This window comes from Paenibacillus sp. J2TS4, from assembly GCF_018403245.1.
GTDB lineage: Bacteria > Bacillota > Bacilli > Paenibacillales > NBRC-103111 > Paenibacillus_L.
Genome location: NZ_BOSH01000005.1, coordinates 312,572 through 330,306, shown reverse-complemented (window position 1 = coordinate 330,306; position 17,735 = coordinate 312,572). Strand labels below are relative to the sequence as shown.

Sequence of the window (17,735 nt, the reverse complement as noted above, 5' to 3'; positions counted from 1 at the left end):
ATTTAGTCCCTCCCGAATCCCTGACAAACTGTTGTCAGGGTGCGTGGCTTATACTTTTTTTGTATACATAACAAACAGGTAGAAAGGAGCGATACCATGCCGCAACAAGAGTACATCGTGGTAAGGGGAGCCAGGGAAAACAACCTGAAGAATGTATCATTACAAATCCCAAAGCGGAAGATAACTGTTTTTACCGGGGTTTCCGGCTCTGGCAAATCATCACTTGTTTTTGATACCGTGAGTGCCGAAGCACAGCGGTTGCTGAATGAAACGTACACGGCATTTATCCGAAATCGTCTTCCCAAATACAGCCGACCGGATGCAGATACCATTGAAAATTTGTCTACCGCAATCGTTATCGATCAAAAACGACTAGGAGGCAATTCACGCTCTACAGTAGGTACGATTACCGATATCTATTCCATGCTTCGCCTTTTATATTCACGCGCAGGCACGCCATTTGTTGGATACTCGCACGTTTTTTCCTTCAATGATCCGAATGGGATGTGTCTGGAATGCCAGGGTCTCGGCAAAAAAGTGGAGCTTGATGTGGACAAAATCTTCGATAAATCGAAGTCGTTAAATGAAGGAGCCATCTTGTTCCCCATATTTTCTGTAGGATCCTGGTATCTAAAAACGTACACCCTATCCGGCTTATTTGATAACGACAAGAAGCTCGCAGACTATTCGGAGCAGGAGTGGGAGATGTTGTTGTATGGTAAAGGACGAAAAATAAAGCTTCCGTCCAAAGGAGGACCTATCCAGTCTGATTATGAGGGGGTCGTTCCCAAATTTAACCGCCTTTATATTCAAAGAGACAATAATGAATTATCCGAGAGCACCCAAGGCAAGGTGAATCGCTTCATTACCGTTGTACAGTGTCCAGTATGCAAGGGAGCACGCCTTAGTCAAGACTCATTAAGTTGTACCATCCACGGCTATAACATTGCTGAATGCGCGTCAATGGAAATAAGTGAGCTTCTGAAGGTTATCAAGGACATCGTAAATCCGGTAGCCGCGACGATCGTATCCAGTCTGTCGGAGCGGTTGCAGCATTTGATCGATATGGGGTTAGATTACTTAAGTCTGGACCGGGAGACGACCACCTTATCTGGCGGCGAGTCTCAGCGGATTAAGATGGTGCGGCAGCTTGGCAGCAGTTTGACCGATATGATGTACATTTTCGATGAGCCAAGCATCGGTCTGCACCCCCGTGACATTCATCGTTTAAATCGTCTGTTGAGGAAATTGTGCGACAAAGGAAATACATTGCTTGTTGTAGAGCATGATCGGGATGTCATTCAAATGGCCGATCATATTGTGGACGTCGGACCGCGTGCCGGAACACGCGGAGGAGAGATTGTCTTTGAGGGAACGGTGGAAGAACTGTATCGCGCTCCTACACTAACAGGCCGTTATATCAATCGGCAGGCGCCGATGAAAGAAACCTTTCGCATGCCACAAGGACACATGACCATTGCAGGAGCGAACGCCCATAATCTGAAAAATGTTACGATTGATATTCCTGTAGGCGTCTTGACCGTTGTAACCGGTGTGGCAGGGTCAGGTAAAAGCTCGCTGATTCATCATGCCTTTGTTCCCCAGTACCCTGAAGCCGTTGTCATTGATCAATCTGCGATCAGCACTTCGATCCGCTCCAATCCTGCCACCTATACAGGGATTATGGATGATATTCGAACTATGTTTGCCAGAGCGAATAAAAAAAGCGCCTCTTTATTCAGCTTTAATTCCAAAGGAGCTTGTCCGGATTGTCAAGGATTGGGATTTATTTATACGGATTTAGCCTTCATGGAAGGCATCAAGACAGCTTGTGAAACCTGTGAGGGCAGACGGTTTAGAGATGAAGTGCTGAAATATACATTGAACGGGAAATCCATTACGGATGTTCTGGATATGACGGTGCGGGAAGCGCTTGATTTTTTTGATAAGAAGGAAATTTGCCAGCGGCTGCAAGCCCTCGATGATGTAGGCTTGCATTACCTCACACTCGGTCAACCATCCAGCACCTTATCCGGAGGGGAATGCCAACGTGTCAAGCTCGCTGACGAACTGCAGCAAGAAGGGAAACTATATGTAATGGACGAGCCGACCACCGGACTTCATATGTCCGATGTCGATCATTTGCTCGGTATTATCAACCGTATTGTGGATAGTGGCAGCACTGTCATTGTCATTGAGCACAATCTGGACGTGATCAAACAGGCCGATTGGATTATTGATCTTGGACCGGAAGGAGGCCATAAAGGAGGGGAAATTGTGTTTGAAGGGACGCCGCGGCAACTGATTCACACCAACAGTTCACTAACCGGTAAGTATGTGAGAGAAAATGCAATGTGAAATGAAGGAGGGAAAGCGCGATGGTTCGTGTCGAGAAGCTGCAAAAAATCTATCATGCCGGCAAGAAACATGAAGTTAAAGCGGTTCGGAATGTCAGTCTGGCCATTCAAAGAGGAGAGATATATGGATTGTTAGGTCCGAATGGCGCGGGCAAGAGTACGACTATGCGGATGTTGGCTACTTTACTTCGGCCAAGCGGGGGGCAAGCTTTCATTGCAGGCATCGATCTCTTACGGAATCCAGACGCCGTCCGTTCAAAGATCGGCTATGTGGGGCAGCATGGCGGAAGCAAGCTTTGGGCCAGCGGAATGGAAAATTTGGTTTTTCAAGGCCGTATATACGGCCTGTCTAAATCAGAGAGCGAACATAGGGCCGGGAACCTGGTGCAAGCATTGGATTTGCATGCTGTCTGCGACCGACAGGTAAAAGCGTACTCCGGAGGCCAAAAGCGAAAGGTTGATCTTGCCATCGGCATGGTTCATTCACCTGACTTGTTATTTTTGGATGAGCCGACAACGGGGCTCGATCCGAAGAGCAGAGCGGAGTTCTGGGGCTACGTCCGAACAATCAGAACTAACGGGACAACCATCCTCTTAAGTACGCATTATCTGGACGAGGCTGATGCTTTGTGTGATCGCGTAGCCATCGTCGATCGGGGAACGATCCAAACGGAGGGAAGCCCGGAGCAATTGAAAATGCAAGTAGGCGGAGATCGTATCACCCTGCAGTTACAGGAGGAAGGGAATCGCGGACGCGAGCAGGACTGTATGGATGCTTTGCGTCGGGCCGATTATGTCCAGCGGCTGCAGCAGGACGGGCAGTCTGTCCGATTAAATGTGGATTCGAATGAAAAGATCCTCTCGGAGGTCATTCGTCTCATCGATCATTACGGGTTAAAAATTTTGCGTTTCGAACATGCACGGCCAACATTAGACGATGTATTTCTCCAATACACGGGACGTTCCATGCTTGCCCAATAAATATGAAACAAAGGAGGCGGATATTGAAAATGATGCAGCAAACCTGGGTATTGTTTCAATCTCATGTGGCGGAAATGCTTCGCAGCTTCATCTGGGCCCTGATCTCATTATTTGAACCGATCTGTTACTTATTACTATTCTTCCCGCTATTGAATGGAATGGCCAGCAACCTGTTGTTTATTGAAGGCAATGCTCTTGATTTTTTTGTACCCGGATTGATGATCATGGTAACCATTTATTCGGTCATGACCTCAGGAATGAGTGTTATCGGACAAATCAAATCAGGGGTATTTGAGCAATGGCAAGCAAGCCCTTCGAGCCGAATAGCGATGACGTTCAGCTTGTTGCTTCGGGATGTAATAAGTACACTGATGCGTATTGGTATTTTACTAATTGTAGCTGTATGTATGGGAATGAAATTCAGTTGGTTTGGTTTTGTGATGTGCAGCTTGCTTGTTGTTCTTATTGTTCTTTTTATGTCTTCCATATCCTATGCGCTGGCTTGTATGATGCGAGACGAAGGGTCGCTTGCAGCGCTGACTAATTTTCTCGTACTGCCTTTGCTGCTGTTGTCGGGTATTTTAATGCCGCTTGAACTAAGTTCATCCCGTGTCATTTCGTTTTTAGGCAAAATCAATCCGTTCACCTATGTTGTAGACGCATGCAGAGCGCTCATGACTGGTGGAGGTTTGACCCCAACAGTTGGCATTGCTTATGCGGTAACGGGCATTTTGGCTCTAGGGGGGATTTGGTGGGCAACTCGTACTTTTAGTAAGTTAACGATATAATTTGGATAAGGGGGGATTTCGCTTGAAGCTGGATCGTTTGCTTTCCATTACGATGGCTTTGCTCAGTAACAATAGAGTGAGCGCTGTCGAATTGGCGGATAGATTTGAGGTGTCTTTAAGAACCATCTATCGTGATATGGAGACGCTGAATCAAGCCGGAATTCCCATAACCTCTTATCCCGGACCGGATGGCGGATATGAGATCATGTCGGGTTACCGGTTAGATAAACAGGTATTAACACTCGAGCAATTCCACTCTATCTATACCGCATTGCGAGGCATTCAATCGGCAACCGACAATTCCGATATGACCGATTTGCTTGAAAGAATCGGGGCCTTGATCCCCGATGGGTCCGGAGCCCCTTCTTCATTCAGTTTGGATTTTCGGCATGCGTCCGATAAGGATGTGAAGGAGAAGATTCGATCCCTGGATCTTGCCGTTCGGAAGATGCATGTTGTGGAATTCGATTATATGGACAATCAGGGTGTGGAGACGTCTAGAACGCTCGAACCTATGGGCCTGTACTTGAAGCGGAGCGCTTGGTATTTATGGGGCTTCTGCCGAATTCGATCGGCCCTGCGAGTTTTTCGTTTATCTCGTATGAATGATTTGAATGTCTTATCAGAAATGTTCATTCGCCGTGATCTAACGGTTGAAGATGTAGATAAGGACCGCAGGTGGATAAAGCCGCCGGATGGTGTGGACGTCACGTTATTGTTTCAACCATTGGCGAAGGCGCGGGTCAGGGATGAATTTGAAGCAAGCCGAATCGTAACGAATCCCGACGGAACACAGCAAGTGACAGCTTATTATTATACGAAGGAGAAGGCCATACAGCATATTATCAGCTTTGGAATTCATGTGAAGGTATTGGGACCGCCTGAGATGGTTAAAGCGTTATACAGCCATGTGCTTCAGATTTCCCATCTGTATGAAGAGTGATGTTTGCTGTCGCAAACACTTGGCGAATGGCCCGAATATATTCGAAGCGTGTCACATGTTCATCGGTATAAATCCGTTGGAATTGTGCTTGACAGAAGGAAAGGAACGATTCCCCAACTTTTATAGTGCCTTTTTACGCGCTTGTGCTGACATTCAATTTTCTGGCCATATCGATTGCTCTTGAATTCATGCCGTCACTTCATTAAACATTATGTATTAAGTTTAAAGCTTCCCGACGGATTATCTCAATACAAAACTATTATGACAGGTGTAAATTCGTTTAACTTTAGCATTTGCATGAATGTTATAGAATGGTGGTGAAGTCAGACAAAAATATGTTCAAGGAGGCACTCTCATGATATTAGTGACTGTCGTACCTACAGGCAAGCATCCCGGTGCAAGCCCATCCGAACCCATCGGTCGTTGTCTGGTCGATCGATTGATAAAGGCGGGCGAACAAGTGCGCGTACTGGCCGAAAGGCCGCAAACCTTGGGGTGGCCGGACGGTGTCGAAGTTGTCGAAGGAAGCATCACGCGCCCCTCAGAATGTTTGGACGCATTTCTAGGCGTCGAACGTGTATTCTTATCCGGTGCATCCCCAAAGACCGTACGGGAGTTTCTAGACCAAGCACAGAAAGGCGGGGTACGCCGCATTGTCGTATTATCTTCGCATGGCCCCGAGTACGAAGCCGAGTATCCTCCGGAAACGTGGTATTGGTTGGCCATAGAGAGGGCAGTGGAGGAATCCGGCGTGGAGTGGGTGCATATCCGGCCTTCTGCCGTGATGGCGAGCATGCTTACAGGCTGTTACCCGGCAACCGGATCGGCTTGGGTGGAGTCCATCCGGACTGAAGGAGTCATCCGTGAGCCCTACATTCGAGCTGCCTACCCGTTCATTGACGAGAGGGACCTCGCCGGTGTAGCAGCGGCCGCTCTGCTCGAAGATGGGTACACCGGAAAAATATTGGAGGCAGGAGGAGCGAACATTAGTGCAGTGGAACGGGTACGTATAATCGGTGAAGCGCTCGGGCGGGAGATTCGGCTTGAGGAGATAACTCCGGATCAGGCAGGCGAACTTTGGCGGGCTCAGGGATGGCCTGAGGAGACGATTGAGGTTACACTGTACGCTTTGTCCGAGTTTGGCGCTCACCCGGAATTATATGCCCAGTGGACAGCAGATAATGCGGATCCGACTATTAAACAGGCGCTCGGCCGCTCCGCCCGTACCTATGCGCAGTGGGTTGAGGATCACGTTGAAGACTTCCGCTAAATATTTATCATCCGAATAGCAATCCGATTGTAGCGGGCTGACGGTATCATCGTCAGCCTGTTGAATTTAAAGCGCAGCATGATCAAATGGAAAATTCTATTTTCAAGTCACCCAAAAAGGTGAAGTGCTTTATGAAAACGCATACGGCTAAGCAAGTATCGAGTTTGGAATCAAAAACGATATAAATTCATGCTTCTCAATCGCTTCCATGTCGAAACAATTTACTGCCTTTGCGATTATGCTCCTATATGACGATCGTAAAATTGTATCGCAAAAACGTATACCAGGTTTTTCAAAGAGAACAAAAACAATTACTGCTATGGATTGGAACATCATCATATTTACGGTACTGACAGGTATTCTCATGGGGGAGCTTAAATTATACAATTGAATTAGAAGATTTCCAGCATGGTTATAAATGTGTTCAAGGTTTGGAAAAACTGGGGTTTGGTATGGAGTGATGGTTTTCTTGAAGTAAAGATTGTAATAAAAAAGCAGCTTAATTGAGCCGTCCTGAATTAGAGCAAGATGGAGATTGTTCTCCGTCCTGGTACTAAAAAGGTTAGGAGCTTGCCCAAGGAGGAGCGCCATGAATATTACCGAAGATTTCATTGATGAACGTTTCAAAGCATACGTTCTGGAAAAGTTTTGCGGGAATCGTGAATGGATTCAGACGAGCGATGTGGATCGAATCGTATCACTGCAGCTTGCGAATCATAGATATTCAAGTCTGAAAGGGATTGAGCATTTCGCGTCGCTGGAGGAGCTGGATTGTTCGTTCAATAACCTGACGGAGCTCGACATCAGCAAGAATATAAACCTGCAAACGTTGGATTGCGGGGGGAACCAATTAACTTGTCTGGACACGGGGGATCATCCCAAATTGGAAAAGCTGTCTTGTCAATACAACAAGTTGACTCATCTGGATATCCGCGGCAATCCGTTGTTGAAAGAACTTAACTGCAACAAAAACGAGATTCATGCCTTGGATTTGACGGCCAATGTTCAGTTGGAAACGTTGGATTGCGGTTTTAATCGAATTCGGAATCTGGATGTCAGTCACAACGCCATGCTCACCAAGCTGGACTGTTATTGGAACATCCTTTCGGAATTGCCTTTAGATCAGAACACGAATTTAACAGAACTTAACTGCAGCTACAATTCCATATTTGATTTGAAATTGGAGCAGAATACACAGCTTACCCACCTCGATTGCGCGAACAATTATTTGATCAGCTTGAACCTGCAGGGCTGCTCGAGCTTGATTGAAATCCGCTGCAATAACAATCATCTTACGAATTTGGATGTAACCAGACATCACGCCTTGCAAAGTTTAAGATGTTTCAATAATCACATTACAACATTGGATCTCAGCCATAATGAGTATTTAGTCGAGCTCTATTGCTCCGAAAATAAAATCTCGAAGCTGGATACCAGTCATAATCCAAAGCTGGAACGACTGGATTATTCCAATAATCTCATCGTAGAGCCGGACCATACGGTTAAGGGTATCGGAACTTTTGGGTACGATGTCTCTCTATCTACCTATACATCCGCGCTTCCTTATAAGGGGAAAGAGCTGTCCGTTACAGCGGATGTCTCTGCCAAAGCTGCTATGAAACGGCTGTCGCCCATCATCAAGAAAGCATGGGGGAATTTGGACGAGCTCAACGATCGGGCGCTGGACCTGATTGCCCAAACGCATCCTGACGAAGATGTGACCGAGTTAGTTTTGTCCGGGCTTGAATTTGGTAGAGACAGCACATTTCGATTGGGTTACGATGCAGGCGATACCCCGGCCGGACAACTATACATTTACGTGGCTTTCAATAAAAAGCTTGAAATGAACGGCGATCTCGTTTATGAAACTTATTAATAACGCTGGACAGGGTTTGCGTCGATTTGGTCCTTGTCCAACTATATTGCTGGATTTCACCACTTGGATGAATTAGTTGATTCATGACAAGGGGCGATCACTATGCTGACTCTTACTCAAATCAAACGTAAGGTGAACCTCCCCCACTTACTCGCTATCGCGAGTTGAAGTCGGGGCTTCTTGCCACGGACAACCTGCACGCGGTCTTCCTAAGTTACGGGTAGCTAAAGTTAAACTAGCTCTTTCCGAAATGAGCACTTTCGGCGCAGGAACGGTTTGGCCTTTCGAACTATTGGTTTACTTTTGTGAAGAGGCTGTTCAGTTTATCCAGGAGGAGGGCGATATTTTTGAGGATATGGGGGATTGCTTCACGAATGCTTATGAAGAAGTAATTCAAATCCTTAATAAAGAAAAGACTCCATTGCCTGTAGACGGTTCAAATAGAAGCGGTTGTGAAAATGGTTTTGAAAGGCCGGGGATATAATGAAAATTGGGAGAATCATTGGCGAAGGCAATACGGCCACTGTATATGAATATGGGGAAGGTACAGTGCTTAAGCTTTTCGTTCAGGGCTATCCCCAGAATGCGATAGAAAGAGAGTTTCATAACGCAAAGGCAATCAACAGTATGAACTTTGCAAAACCAAAGGCACATGAAATGATTTGTTGCGAAGAGCGAACGGGAATTATCTATGACAGGGTGGAGGGGGAGTCCCTGTTGGATTGGGTCTTGAAAACAGGTGACCTTAAGGGATGTGCTAAATATATGGCGAACCTGCATAAGTCCATTGTTCAGAACAGGGTTAGCCATGTACCGGATTATAAACAATTTTTAATATCCAATATATTAAAAGCGCGATCGACTAATTTAATGGAACCAGAAGGAGTATTAGAAATCTTGGATAAATTGAAAGATGGGGATACCCTTTGTCATGGTGATTTTCATCCGGGCAATATATTACTATCCAATGGGACTACGGTGGTTATAGATTTCATGAACGTGTGTCATGGAGATTTTTTGTATGATGTGGCAAGAACTGTTTTTTTGGTACAATATACGCCTGTTCCCGCACATACGACGTATGATCGAGAATCGCTTCTGCGTCTAAAGAAAAGGCTGGCAGACTTATATCTTATCGAAATGAATGTAACCCGAGATAGGATACAAGATTATCTATCCGTGATTATGACGGCTAGAGTAGGGGAATGCCCCGACGAAGAGAGTGGGTTTAAACGTGTTTTGGGTAATGATCGATTGGAGCTGTAGGTGCTTGGCCCACAAGTTTAAGCAATCATATCCTTTATGGGGACTAACGGTTTGTAACGCTTGAATCCGCATGCGGTAAAAATCAACAAATTGCTGCGGACTGTTGTTCATAGCTTCCGTGCTTGCCAGCAATTGGGGGTCTTTTCCATGCCATAATCCGTTAGCGGAACGGAAATCAGGCACTCCGCTTTCTGTACTCATTCCGGCCCCGGTGAATACAACGGTATAGTTTGGATTGTTTAAGCATTTGGCTATCACAGTACTCAGCTCCTGTGCTTTATTTATGGTATATTTTTTGGCGGTCAAAGATGACCGGCATGAAACTTTAGCACTTCCTCAGCCGTATCAGAGGTAATAACTCCAACTGCTGGAGGTATAAATAATTATAGCATCGCTAATCCGAGAAGCTAGAATGCAGTCGGCCATTTTTAATTATAAAGAATGATAACTCAACTTTGCAGAGTGAAAATCAGCTTGAAACCTTGCAGTGGCTGGAGCGGGGAGAAATCAAGCACCTTATTTTTTTCGCAGTTACGGCGTGTCTACTTTTTTAGTCTACTCACGTCTACTCGCAAAGGTAGCGCCTACCTGTATTTTATGTAGGTAAATCGAAGCGGATGGGGCAAATCGACTAGACTAGATGGAAAAACTGTATTTAAAATGACGGATTTTTGCGGGTATCCTTCTTTCTACACGAAATAGATGGAGTTTTTCCACTTAGATACCCGTTATTCGCCCTTTAGTAACAAATTAGCTGTATGAAATCCATTTCGTTGTCCTGTTTATTTTGATCCAGCGTCAACTCTAGTAATTGAATAGTCAACATTGCCTGACTACATAAAGGCTGTGTGTCGATTTCAAGCTGAGAGAATTGAGTTATAAGATCGACACTTATAATCATGCTTATAGTTCACCGCGAAACGTCAATCCACCTTTAAAGGACGGTGGCAGCCGTTTACGCTTAAAAGAGGAAGCCGGAAGCGAGGTCACAATTGATGAATTCAAGGACACAGCAGTTAATTGATTTTACCAAAGCGAAATTTGGACTGGACAACTATTATTTACAACGACATAGATTCGACCGGGAGATTACTCCTGCTAATGAAACGGTGTATACCCTCAGTATGGAATGGTTCCCCAATCATGCCGCCGGACAAGAGGAGGAGGACTTGAATCCGGAAGGAACAGCGGTTATAGAAATCGAAGTCAACCGGCCAAAAGTGAAAAGCGTTATTTTCGTCATGGGGAAAACCTATGCGCAAAATGGAATTGTGTTCCCCAACCGGAATACGCAAGAGATTATCCAATGGGTGGAGGCGGAAACCGGTCTGACCTACGGCAAGCAATTTCAGCTCCGCAAGGAAGAGGAAGGGGAGCTTCAATTTGCGGAATGCTTTGAAGGCATTGCAGTGTCTCCCTCCGGGTTCATTGAGGTTAAATGGAATCCGCAAGGCCAGCTCACTTCCTTCTCAGTCTATGGTCAGTTTCCTTTTCCTAAGTCTGTTAAACAAGAAATTTATACCTTGTCTCTGGACAAGGCGGAACCATTGGCCAAAGAGCAGTTTAAGCTGGTGAACTTTCCTTCTTATGAACAAAACCAATGGGTTCCGGTTTATGCGGTGGAAGAGATTTTTGTGACGAATGACGGAACGTCGACCCTCCCTTTTGAATTTATAGTAAATACACAGTCTTCCGTGCGAATGGACCAGACCTTAGTTTGGGACAAGCCCATTGAGCGATCTCAAACAGCCTTTGAAGGAAAAGAGATTCAATGGCTTGAGGAGATTACTGCAGAACAGGCATTTGCGAATGAGCCGTCCCCGGATTCCCTGCCGATCACGGAGGAAGAGCGGGAAGCATGTGCGACTGCCGTTAAAGACTTTTTATCACGGGAATTACCCGATGACACTGGCCAATGGACGCTTAAAAGCTTGCATCGGGAAAAGGGCCGCATTCACGCCACATTAAGAGCGGCTCAACAGAACACGTGTGTTTTTCAAAGAAAGCTTACCGTGCTGCTGGATGCAGACACCTTGCAAGTCCATAACGTTATAGATAATCAACCAATGCTGGACATGTTTAACTCTTTTGAAGAGCCTGAAGAAATAAAGATTTCCGGAGAACAAGCGTATGCAAAGCTAAAATCATTCTTCGAGCTGACCCCCTATTATGTTTACGATGCCCAACAAAACCAGTATAGTTTATGCGGCAAATTCGATTGTAACTATGGTGCTCATGCCGTAAGCGGTGAAATTGTATCTTTAAATGAGTTGTAGGACTAGGAGAAGATTTGAGCCTTTTCTTGACGAATAAAGGGGTATAAATGGGAATGTCGAATCGGGAATATCCAATTAGTAGAAAATTTCATTTAGAGAATGTTGGCAAAGAGGAAGACGTTTACGCGTCAAACGGAGAAGCTACTTCTGGATTTGGGTTGTTTGTTTTATCTAATGAACGCGTACAATACCATTTTAGAGAGGAGGACATGAGTTTAGACGAAGCGGAGTCCTATATCGAAAATTGTTTGAATAATCTACCTGATGAAACGGTTGATGAGTTATGCAAAAAAATGTGCACATGGAAAGATCATCTCCTGACAGATTGTTATCCAGATATGAAATGCCCAGATGGTTTGCCGGATGCTCAGGGCAGGGACCTCTTACGCTTTATTTCAGTGAGCGATATTTATATCTACAGAAATCCTTATGATAAGAATGATCCCCTATTTGGAGCAAGCGTTCTGGCTGGTATGGAATGGGATTTTGAAGACGGTATTGAAATTATTATCAAAGGCAAGGAAGTTCTTGAAGTACGCGAGTTTCTAGGTTATGGGGAATATGCCATTTGGGATGAAAGCGACGACGGGTAAAAGTTTCGAAGCCGCATTTACCTGATATATTAAAGGCCCAAGCCATAAAATGCTTGCGCCTTCTTTTGTTTATTACAGATTAATTGGTTTTTTCGATTGCTTTAAGCCAGCCGATTCCCTGACATTAAGCGAACATGACTTTCAATAAATAACGGCACCAATTAGTGTAATCGATCCAAATCAATCCATTTTTTGCTTCTCATGTAAGGAAGATGCCATTTTCTATATTAAAAATATTATCTGCCCAATCAAGGTAAAAATTGTCTTCGTGAGAAACAAGCAACACACTTCCTTTAAATTGGATTAAAGCCTTCTGTAAAGCTTCTTTCGCTTCCGCATCCAGATGATTCGTAGGCTCATCTAAAATAAGAAAATTACATGGAGAAAGTATCAAACCACATAATTTCACTTTTGATTGTTCTCCGCCACTTAATGTGCTAATTTCTTGTGAAACGTTTTTATCTTTTACGCCACATCGTGCCAGATGCTGCCGTATTTCTTTTACATTCAGTTTAGGGAACTGTTCTGAAATAATTTGGAGCGGTGTTATTGCTCCGTTGTCCCAGTTTAAATCTTGCTCATAATATCCCATTTTTATCTGGTCTGAAAATCGAAAATAACCTGAAATGGCGGGAATACGCCCAACTAAAGTTTTTAATAAAGTTGATTTTCCAATCCCGTTAAACCCTGTAATAATCAGTTTTTGTCCACCCATAACTGAAAAATTTAGTTTTGGTAAAAGTGCTGATTCATAGCCGACTTCAAGATCTTTGACTGTGAGTACTGTATGTGATGAGATTGGCAATTCATCAAACTGAATGGATGGCTTATGAGTAAACGTAGGTGGAGCGATTCTTTCCATCCTTTCCAGTTGTTTTCTACGTCCTTTTGCTATTTTGGAGTTATTCCCTGCAATATTTTTTCGAATATATTCTTCGGTTTTTTCAATCTTTTTTTGCTGAGCGTTATATCGACGGATATAATCCTGTCGTAAATGCTCTTTTTGACGAAGAAAGTCTGAATATTTACCGTAGTACTTTTTAACAGTTCCAAACTCTATGTCACATATACAAGAAGAGACCTTTTCTAAAAAAGCAAAGTCATGGGAAACAATAATAAAAGCACCATCAAACGCTTCTAAATAATTTGCAAGCCATTCCACATGTTCTTTATCAAGGAAGTTTGTTGGCTCATCCAGCAACAGTACATTAGGTTTTTCCAGCAAAAGCTTTGCTAAAATGACCTTGGCACGTTGTCCGCCACTCAGATCTTGAATCTTACGATCTATTCCAATTGCATCGATACCTAAGCCAGCAGCCATTTTATTAATGTTGCTATCTACGGAATAAAAATCGTTAGCTTCCAGTTGTTCTTGATATGTTGCAGCTTGGAGTAATTGATCCGTATCCCCAGTAATAGCACTATCTTGATATAATCTGTTCATTTTGTTCTCCATTTCAATCAAATCCGCAAACGCAGTCTTGAGATATTCCCAAATTGTATGGTTTCCATCAATTTCAGCATATTGATCTAGATGTCCGATTTGAATATTAGGTTGCCACTTGATTTCCCCTTCATCGGGAATAATCTCTCCCATCAATATTTTTATTAAGGTACTTTTTCCAGCACCGTTTTGCCCAACTATCCCCATATGTTCGCCCTTATGCAAATCGAAAAAAGCATTTTCATATAAGGTTTTATCTATAAAAGAATGTGATAAGTTTTCAACTATAAGTAAGCACATTATGATTCCTCTTTTCTTAGAAAAATAAAAAAGCAGAGAACAATGTCTTATGACATTAGCCCTCTGCTTTTGTGGTGTATCGTACTTTTCAGCACGTTATATACAACGCCAATTTGTTGGTAAAACTCATTCGCGTTGCAACAAACACAAAGGGCCATAGACAAAGCATTGTCTATGGCCCCTTAATCTATTCTTCCATCAGCAAATAGCCATAACTAAATAAGTATAGTGAAACTACACTTTTTTCAGACTATTCAGCCGATGAATGTAAGAAGCATTATGCTCCTTGATTAAGCTCCGTACAACGCTTCATCGTATACATTTGTGCGGAGCAAAGCTTTCTAACGAGTTTTACAAATTTTATATAAAGCATTTTAAAGCCCCTTCCTTATAATAAATAATAAATTAAATTTTAATGAATGACAAGTTGAGATCGGTTAAATCATGTCTTCGCCTCTTCTCTGGTTTTTGTTCTGGAAGATGGAGATGGGAGCTACTGCGCAAACTCACCCATATTTTTATAGAAGGCCTTTTACCTGCTCCGCGAACAAGTTATACTTATAGGAAGAACAAAAATTGGAATTTCAAGGAGAATGAGATGCTTGTAGCGGAGCGGTACCATAAAATCGTACAACTTGTTAACGAGCGGGGAAGCATACGAGTAACGGAACTGAGTGAGATATGCGGGGTAACGGAGGAGACCATCCGTCGCGATCTTGATAAATTAGAAGCAGAAGGCCGATTGCTGCGAAGCCATGGCGGGGCGGTAAGTGTGAGGGATACTCAACTAGAGACCCCATATCTGGAACGTGAAACGTCAAACGTAGATCAAAAGATGGAAATCGCGCAGGAGGCTGTGAAGCATATATTGCCCGGCGATCGAATTGTGCTTGATGCCAGTTCGACTGCCTGGTTCATGACGCGAATTTTACCGGATATACCCATTACGGTTCTGACCAACTCGATTAAAGTGGCGTTGGAACTCAGCACAAAAACCAAGGTAGAGGTTATTTCAACTGGAGGTATTTTATCCCCCAGATCTTTGTCATATGTAGGTCCGCAAGCAGTGAAAACATTGGATACCTACCATGTAGACAAAGCATTTATATCGAGTAAAGGCGTTCATATTCAGCGAGGCATCAGTGATTCGAATGAGCTGCAAGCGGTTGTAAAGCAAAAAATGATTTCCATTACAGATAAAGTATTTTTGCTTGCTGATTACAGTAAATTCAATGTACAAGCTTTTGCGAAAGTATCTGCCTGGGATGATATTGATGTGGTGATTACGGATCATCAAACGGAGGAAGCCTATATTCAGGGGCTGAAGGACACAGCACGGTCTCTGACTGTGATTCAAACGGGCAGTGGTAAATAGAATATAAATTCGTTAATGGTCTGCGATGAGGTCGCAGGCTTTTTTCTTGGCCAGAAGACTTCAAAATTAATTGTACAAAAACATAAATAAGTATGATAAGATTAAAACAAATCAAAACAAAAACAAATAAACACAAACAAATAAATATGGAGGTTGTGAAATGCCAATAAATTTATGGGAAGAGACCAAAGCTCCACAAGCAGACGCAGGACTGAATGAACTAGTGTATCGTTCCAACCTGCTTGGCAGTGATCGTTCGGTTGCAAACTGGGGCGGGGGCAATACTTCAATGAAAACAAGCATGATCGATTTTCGCGGTCGTGATGTGGAAGTCATGTGGATTAAAGGCAGCGGATCGGATCTCGGCACAATGAAAAACAATCATTTTACTGCTTTAAGGCTGGAAGACTTGAATGCTCTCTACGACCGGAATGAAATGACGGACGAGGATATGGTTGCGTATCTTGCGAACTGTATGATGGACAGCAAACATCCAAGGGCATCGATTGAAACGCTGCTCCATGCGTTCCTGCCATTCAAGCATGTAGATCATACGCATCCTGATGCCATTATTTCGATTTGTTGCGCGCATAATGGAAAGCAGATTGCGGAGCGTATATTCGGGGATCGTTTTGTCTGGGTTCCTTATGTGCGCCCTGGCTTTAAGCTGTCCAAGATGATTGCAGAAGGGGTACAAAATAATCCCCGGGCTGAACTTGTACTTATGGAGAAGCATGGACTTGTCACCTGGGGAGATACTTCGGAATCGTGTTACCATAAGACGATCTCCATTATTGATGAAGCGGAGCGTTACATAAACGAACGGATTCAAGTCGAGAAGCTGTTCGGAGGAATGAAATACGAAGTGATTCCGGCAGAGGAACGCAGCGCTATTGCCTCAGAGATCATGCCATTGCTTCGGGGGGCGGTATGCCAAAATAAGAGAATGATTGTGACTTATGATGACAGTGACGCGGTGCTGCGTTTTGTGAATAGCAGGGATGCTGGAACGTTATCGCAAGTCGGAGCGGCCTGCCCGGATCATCTGGTACATACAAAAATGGTCCCCCTCTATATTGATTGGGATCCCGAAACCCGCAATATCGAACAGCTTGTCCGCAAGCTGAAGGAAGATCTTGAGGCGTTCGAAGCCGCTTATACACAGTATTTCGCTAGAAATCAAAACAAGGGCGACCTGATGTTCGAGCCTGTTCCGCGTGTCATTCTCATTCCTGGCATTGGAATGATGAATACCGGCAGCAGCCGGTTTATGGCAAGGATCAGCTGTGCATTATACCACCGTGCCATTGCTGTTATGCAAGGGGCGACGACACTAGGCGATTTTGTTTCATTAAGCGAGAATGAATCGTATAACGTCGAATATTGGCCGCTGGAGTTATATAAATTAACGCTGGCCCCGGCTGAAGCGGAATTCTCTCGACAGGTGGCATTCGTTACGGGAGGGGCTGGTGGGATTGGCCGAGTCACCTGTCAATCTTTAGTCTCTCAGGGGGCTCACGTCGTTATCGCCGATCTGAATTTGGAAGGCGCTGAGAAGGTTGCTGAGCAAATTAATGAGCAGTATGGGGCAGGCAGAGCGATTGCCGTGAGAATGGATGTAACCCAAGAGGAGGATGTAGCGAATGCCTTTAAACAAGCTGCATTAACCTATGGAGGCGTAGATATTGTCGTCAATAACGCAGGTTTAGCCACTTCATCACCGCTTGATCAAACTTCACTTCGTGAATGGAATCTGAATATGAACGTGCTTGTGACTGGTTATTTCCTGGTTGCCAGGGAAGCGTTCAAAGGGATGAAGCAGCAGGGGACTGGCGGCAGTATGGTATTTGTTGGCTCCAAGAACTCCGTCTATGCCGGTAAAAGCGCTTCGGCTTATAGTACGGCAAAAGCGGCTGAAATCCACCTGGCAAGGTGTATTGCGGTAGAAGGCGGGGAATATGGTATTCGGGTTAATTCGGTTTTACCGGATGCGGTGCTGCAGGGTTCGGCTATCTGGAATTCCAGTTGGAGAGAGGAGAGAGCAGCTGCTTATGGAATTGAGCCGGACGATCTTGAGGAGTATTATCGTAAACGAACGACGCTGCTCGTGAATGTTTATCCTCAAGACATTGCAGATGCGATCCTGTACTTCGCTTCATCCCAATCGGCGAAAACAACGGGCTGTATCCTGACCGTGGATGGCGGCGTTCCGGCGGCATTCACACGTTAAGAATGGATGTATGGCACGGCAGGGAGGAGATGCTAG

General features: G+C 44.4%; 13 protein-coding genes. 11 read left to right on the top strand and 2 right to left on the bottom strand.

Features of this window, described 5'->3' with window-relative positions; translation table 11 throughout:
* Positions 1–96 precede the first annotated feature (96 nt).
* From KJS69_RS13700 to KJS69_RS13670, 7 genes are all read left to right on the top strand, one after another.
* Positions 97–2,358, top strand: a complete 2,262-nt coding sequence (locus KJS69_RS13700; protein WP_213584330.1) for an ATP-binding cassette domain-containing protein — start codon at positions 97–99, stop codon at positions 2,356–2,358.
* Positions 2,359–2,378: 20 nt separating this feature from the next.
* On the top strand, positions 2,379–3,338 hold the full coding sequence (locus tag KJS69_RS13695; protein ID WP_213584329.1) for an ATP-binding cassette domain-containing protein: 960 nt from the start codon (positions 2,379–2,381) through the stop codon (positions 3,336–3,338).
* A 29-nt stretch (positions 3,339–3,367) separates the two neighbouring features.
* The gene (locus KJS69_RS13690) at positions 3,368–4,126 is read left to right on the top strand and encodes an ABC transporter permease (RefSeq protein WP_249730525.1); all 759 of its coding nucleotides are present in this window, start codon (positions 3,368–3,370) and stop codon (positions 4,124–4,126) included.
* A gap of 22 nt (positions 4,127–4,148) precedes the next feature.
* Positions 4,149–5,069: a helix-turn-helix transcriptional regulator gene (locus tag KJS69_RS13685; protein ID WP_213584327.1), complete on the top strand. Its 921-nt coding sequence runs from the start codon at positions 4,149–4,151 to the stop codon at positions 5,067–5,069.
* Between the two features lie 355 nt (positions 5,070–5,424).
* Positions 5,425–6,339, top strand: a complete 915-nt coding sequence (locus tag KJS69_RS13680; protein ID WP_213584326.1) for an NAD(P)H-binding protein — start codon at positions 5,425–5,427, stop codon at positions 6,337–6,339.
* 589 nt (positions 6,340–6,928) lie between these two features.
* Entirely contained in the window at positions 6,929–8,215 is a 1,287-nt protein-coding gene (locus tag KJS69_RS13675; RefSeq protein WP_213584325.1) for a leucine-rich repeat domain-containing protein, read from the top strand.
* Positions 8,216–8,698: 483 nt separating this feature from the next.
* Positions 8,699–9,481 (top strand): aminoglycoside phosphotransferase family protein, encoded by a 783-nt coding sequence (locus tag KJS69_RS13670; RefSeq protein ID WP_213584324.1) that lies wholly within the window; start codon positions 8,699–8,701, stop codon positions 9,479–9,481.
* Here the strand turns inward: KJS69_RS13670 and KJS69_RS13665 are convergent.
* Complete coding sequence (locus tag KJS69_RS13665; RefSeq protein WP_283777462.1) at positions 9,389–9,682, bottom strand: Sir2 family NAD-dependent protein deacetylase; 294 nt, start codon at positions 9,680–9,682, stop codon at positions 9,389–9,391. The genes KJS69_RS13670 and KJS69_RS13665 overlap by 93 nt on opposite strands.
* A 794-nt stretch (positions 9,683–10,476) precedes the next feature.
* Between KJS69_RS13665 and KJS69_RS13660 the strand changes: the two genes are divergently transcribed.
* Together KJS69_RS13660 and KJS69_RS13655 are read left to right on the top strand one after the other, a co-directional pair.
* The gene (locus tag KJS69_RS13660) at positions 10,477–11,757 is read left to right on the top strand and encodes a hypothetical protein (protein WP_213584323.1); all 1,281 of its coding nucleotides are present in this window, start codon (positions 10,477–10,479) and stop codon (positions 11,755–11,757) included.
* Between the two features lie 53 nt (positions 11,758–11,810).
* Positions 11,811–12,350 (top strand): DUF6985 domain-containing protein, encoded by a 540-nt coding sequence (locus KJS69_RS13655; RefSeq protein ID WP_249730508.1) that lies wholly within the window; start codon positions 11,811–11,813, stop codon positions 12,348–12,350.
* Positions 12,351–12,549: 199 nt separating this feature from the next.
* Here KJS69_RS13655 and KJS69_RS13650 read toward each other — a convergent pair whose 3' ends face one another.
* Positions 12,550–14,094 (bottom strand): ABC-F family ATP-binding cassette domain-containing protein, encoded by a 1,545-nt coding sequence (locus KJS69_RS13650; RefSeq protein WP_213584322.1) that lies wholly within the window; start codon positions 14,092–14,094, stop codon positions 12,550–12,552.
* Between the two features lie 598 nt (positions 14,095–14,692).
* Here KJS69_RS13650 and KJS69_RS13645 point away from each other — a divergent pair.
* On the top strand, positions 14,693–15,469 hold the full coding sequence (locus tag KJS69_RS13645; RefSeq protein WP_213584321.1) for a DeoR/GlpR family DNA-binding transcription regulator: 777 nt from the start codon (positions 14,693–14,695) through the stop codon (positions 15,467–15,469).
* Between the two features lie 160 nt (positions 15,470–15,629).
* Complete coding sequence (locus tag KJS69_RS13640) at positions 15,630–17,699, top strand: bifunctional aldolase/short-chain dehydrogenase (RefSeq protein ID WP_213584320.1); 2,070 nt, start codon at positions 15,630–15,632, stop codon at positions 17,697–17,699.
* The last annotated feature ends 36 nt before the right edge of the window (positions 17,700–17,735 follow it).

Bases quoted from the DNA above. Each gene is read 5' to 3' on its own strand.
- KJS69_RS13700 (WP_213584330.1), top strand. From the start codon at position 97: ATGCCGCAACAAGAGTACATCGTGGTAAGGGGAGCCAGGGAAAACAAC.
- KJS69_RS13695 (WP_213584329.1), top strand. From the start codon at position 2,379: ATGGTTCGTGTCGAGAAGCTGCAAAAAATCTATCATGCCGGCAAGAAA.
- KJS69_RS13690 (WP_249730525.1), top strand. From the start codon at position 3,368: ATGATGCAGCAAACCTGGGTATTGTTTCAATCTCATGTGGCGGAAATG.
- KJS69_RS13680 (WP_213584326.1), top strand. From the start codon at position 5,425: ATGATATTAGTGACTGTCGTACCTACAGGCAAGCATCCCGGTGCAAGC.
- KJS69_RS13675 (WP_213584325.1), top strand. From the start codon at position 6,929: ATGAATATTACCGAAGATTTCATTGATGAACGTTTCAAAGCATACGTT.
- KJS69_RS13670 (WP_213584324.1), top strand. From the start codon at position 8,699: ATGAAAATTGGGAGAATCATTGGCGAAGGCAATACGGCCACTGTATAT.
- KJS69_RS13665 (WP_283777462.1), bottom strand. From the start codon at position 9,682: ATGAGTACAGAAAGCGGAGTGCCTGATTTCCGTTCCGCTAACGGATTA.
- KJS69_RS13660 (WP_213584323.1), top strand. From the start codon at position 10,477: ATGAATTCAAGGACACAGCAGTTAATTGATTTTACCAAAGCGAAATTT.
- KJS69_RS13655 (WP_249730508.1), top strand. From the start codon at position 11,811: ATGTCGAATCGGGAATATCCAATTAGTAGAAAATTTCATTTAGAGAAT.
- KJS69_RS13650 (WP_213584322.1), bottom strand. From the start codon at position 14,094: ATGTGCTTACTTATAGTTGAAAACTTATCACATTCTTTTATAGATAAA.
- KJS69_RS13645 (WP_213584321.1), top strand. From the start codon at position 14,693: ATGCTTGTAGCGGAGCGGTACCATAAAATCGTACAACTTGTTAACGAG.
- KJS69_RS13640 (WP_213584320.1), top strand. From the start codon at position 15,630: ATGCCAATAAATTTATGGGAAGAGACCAAAGCTCCACAAGCAGACGCA.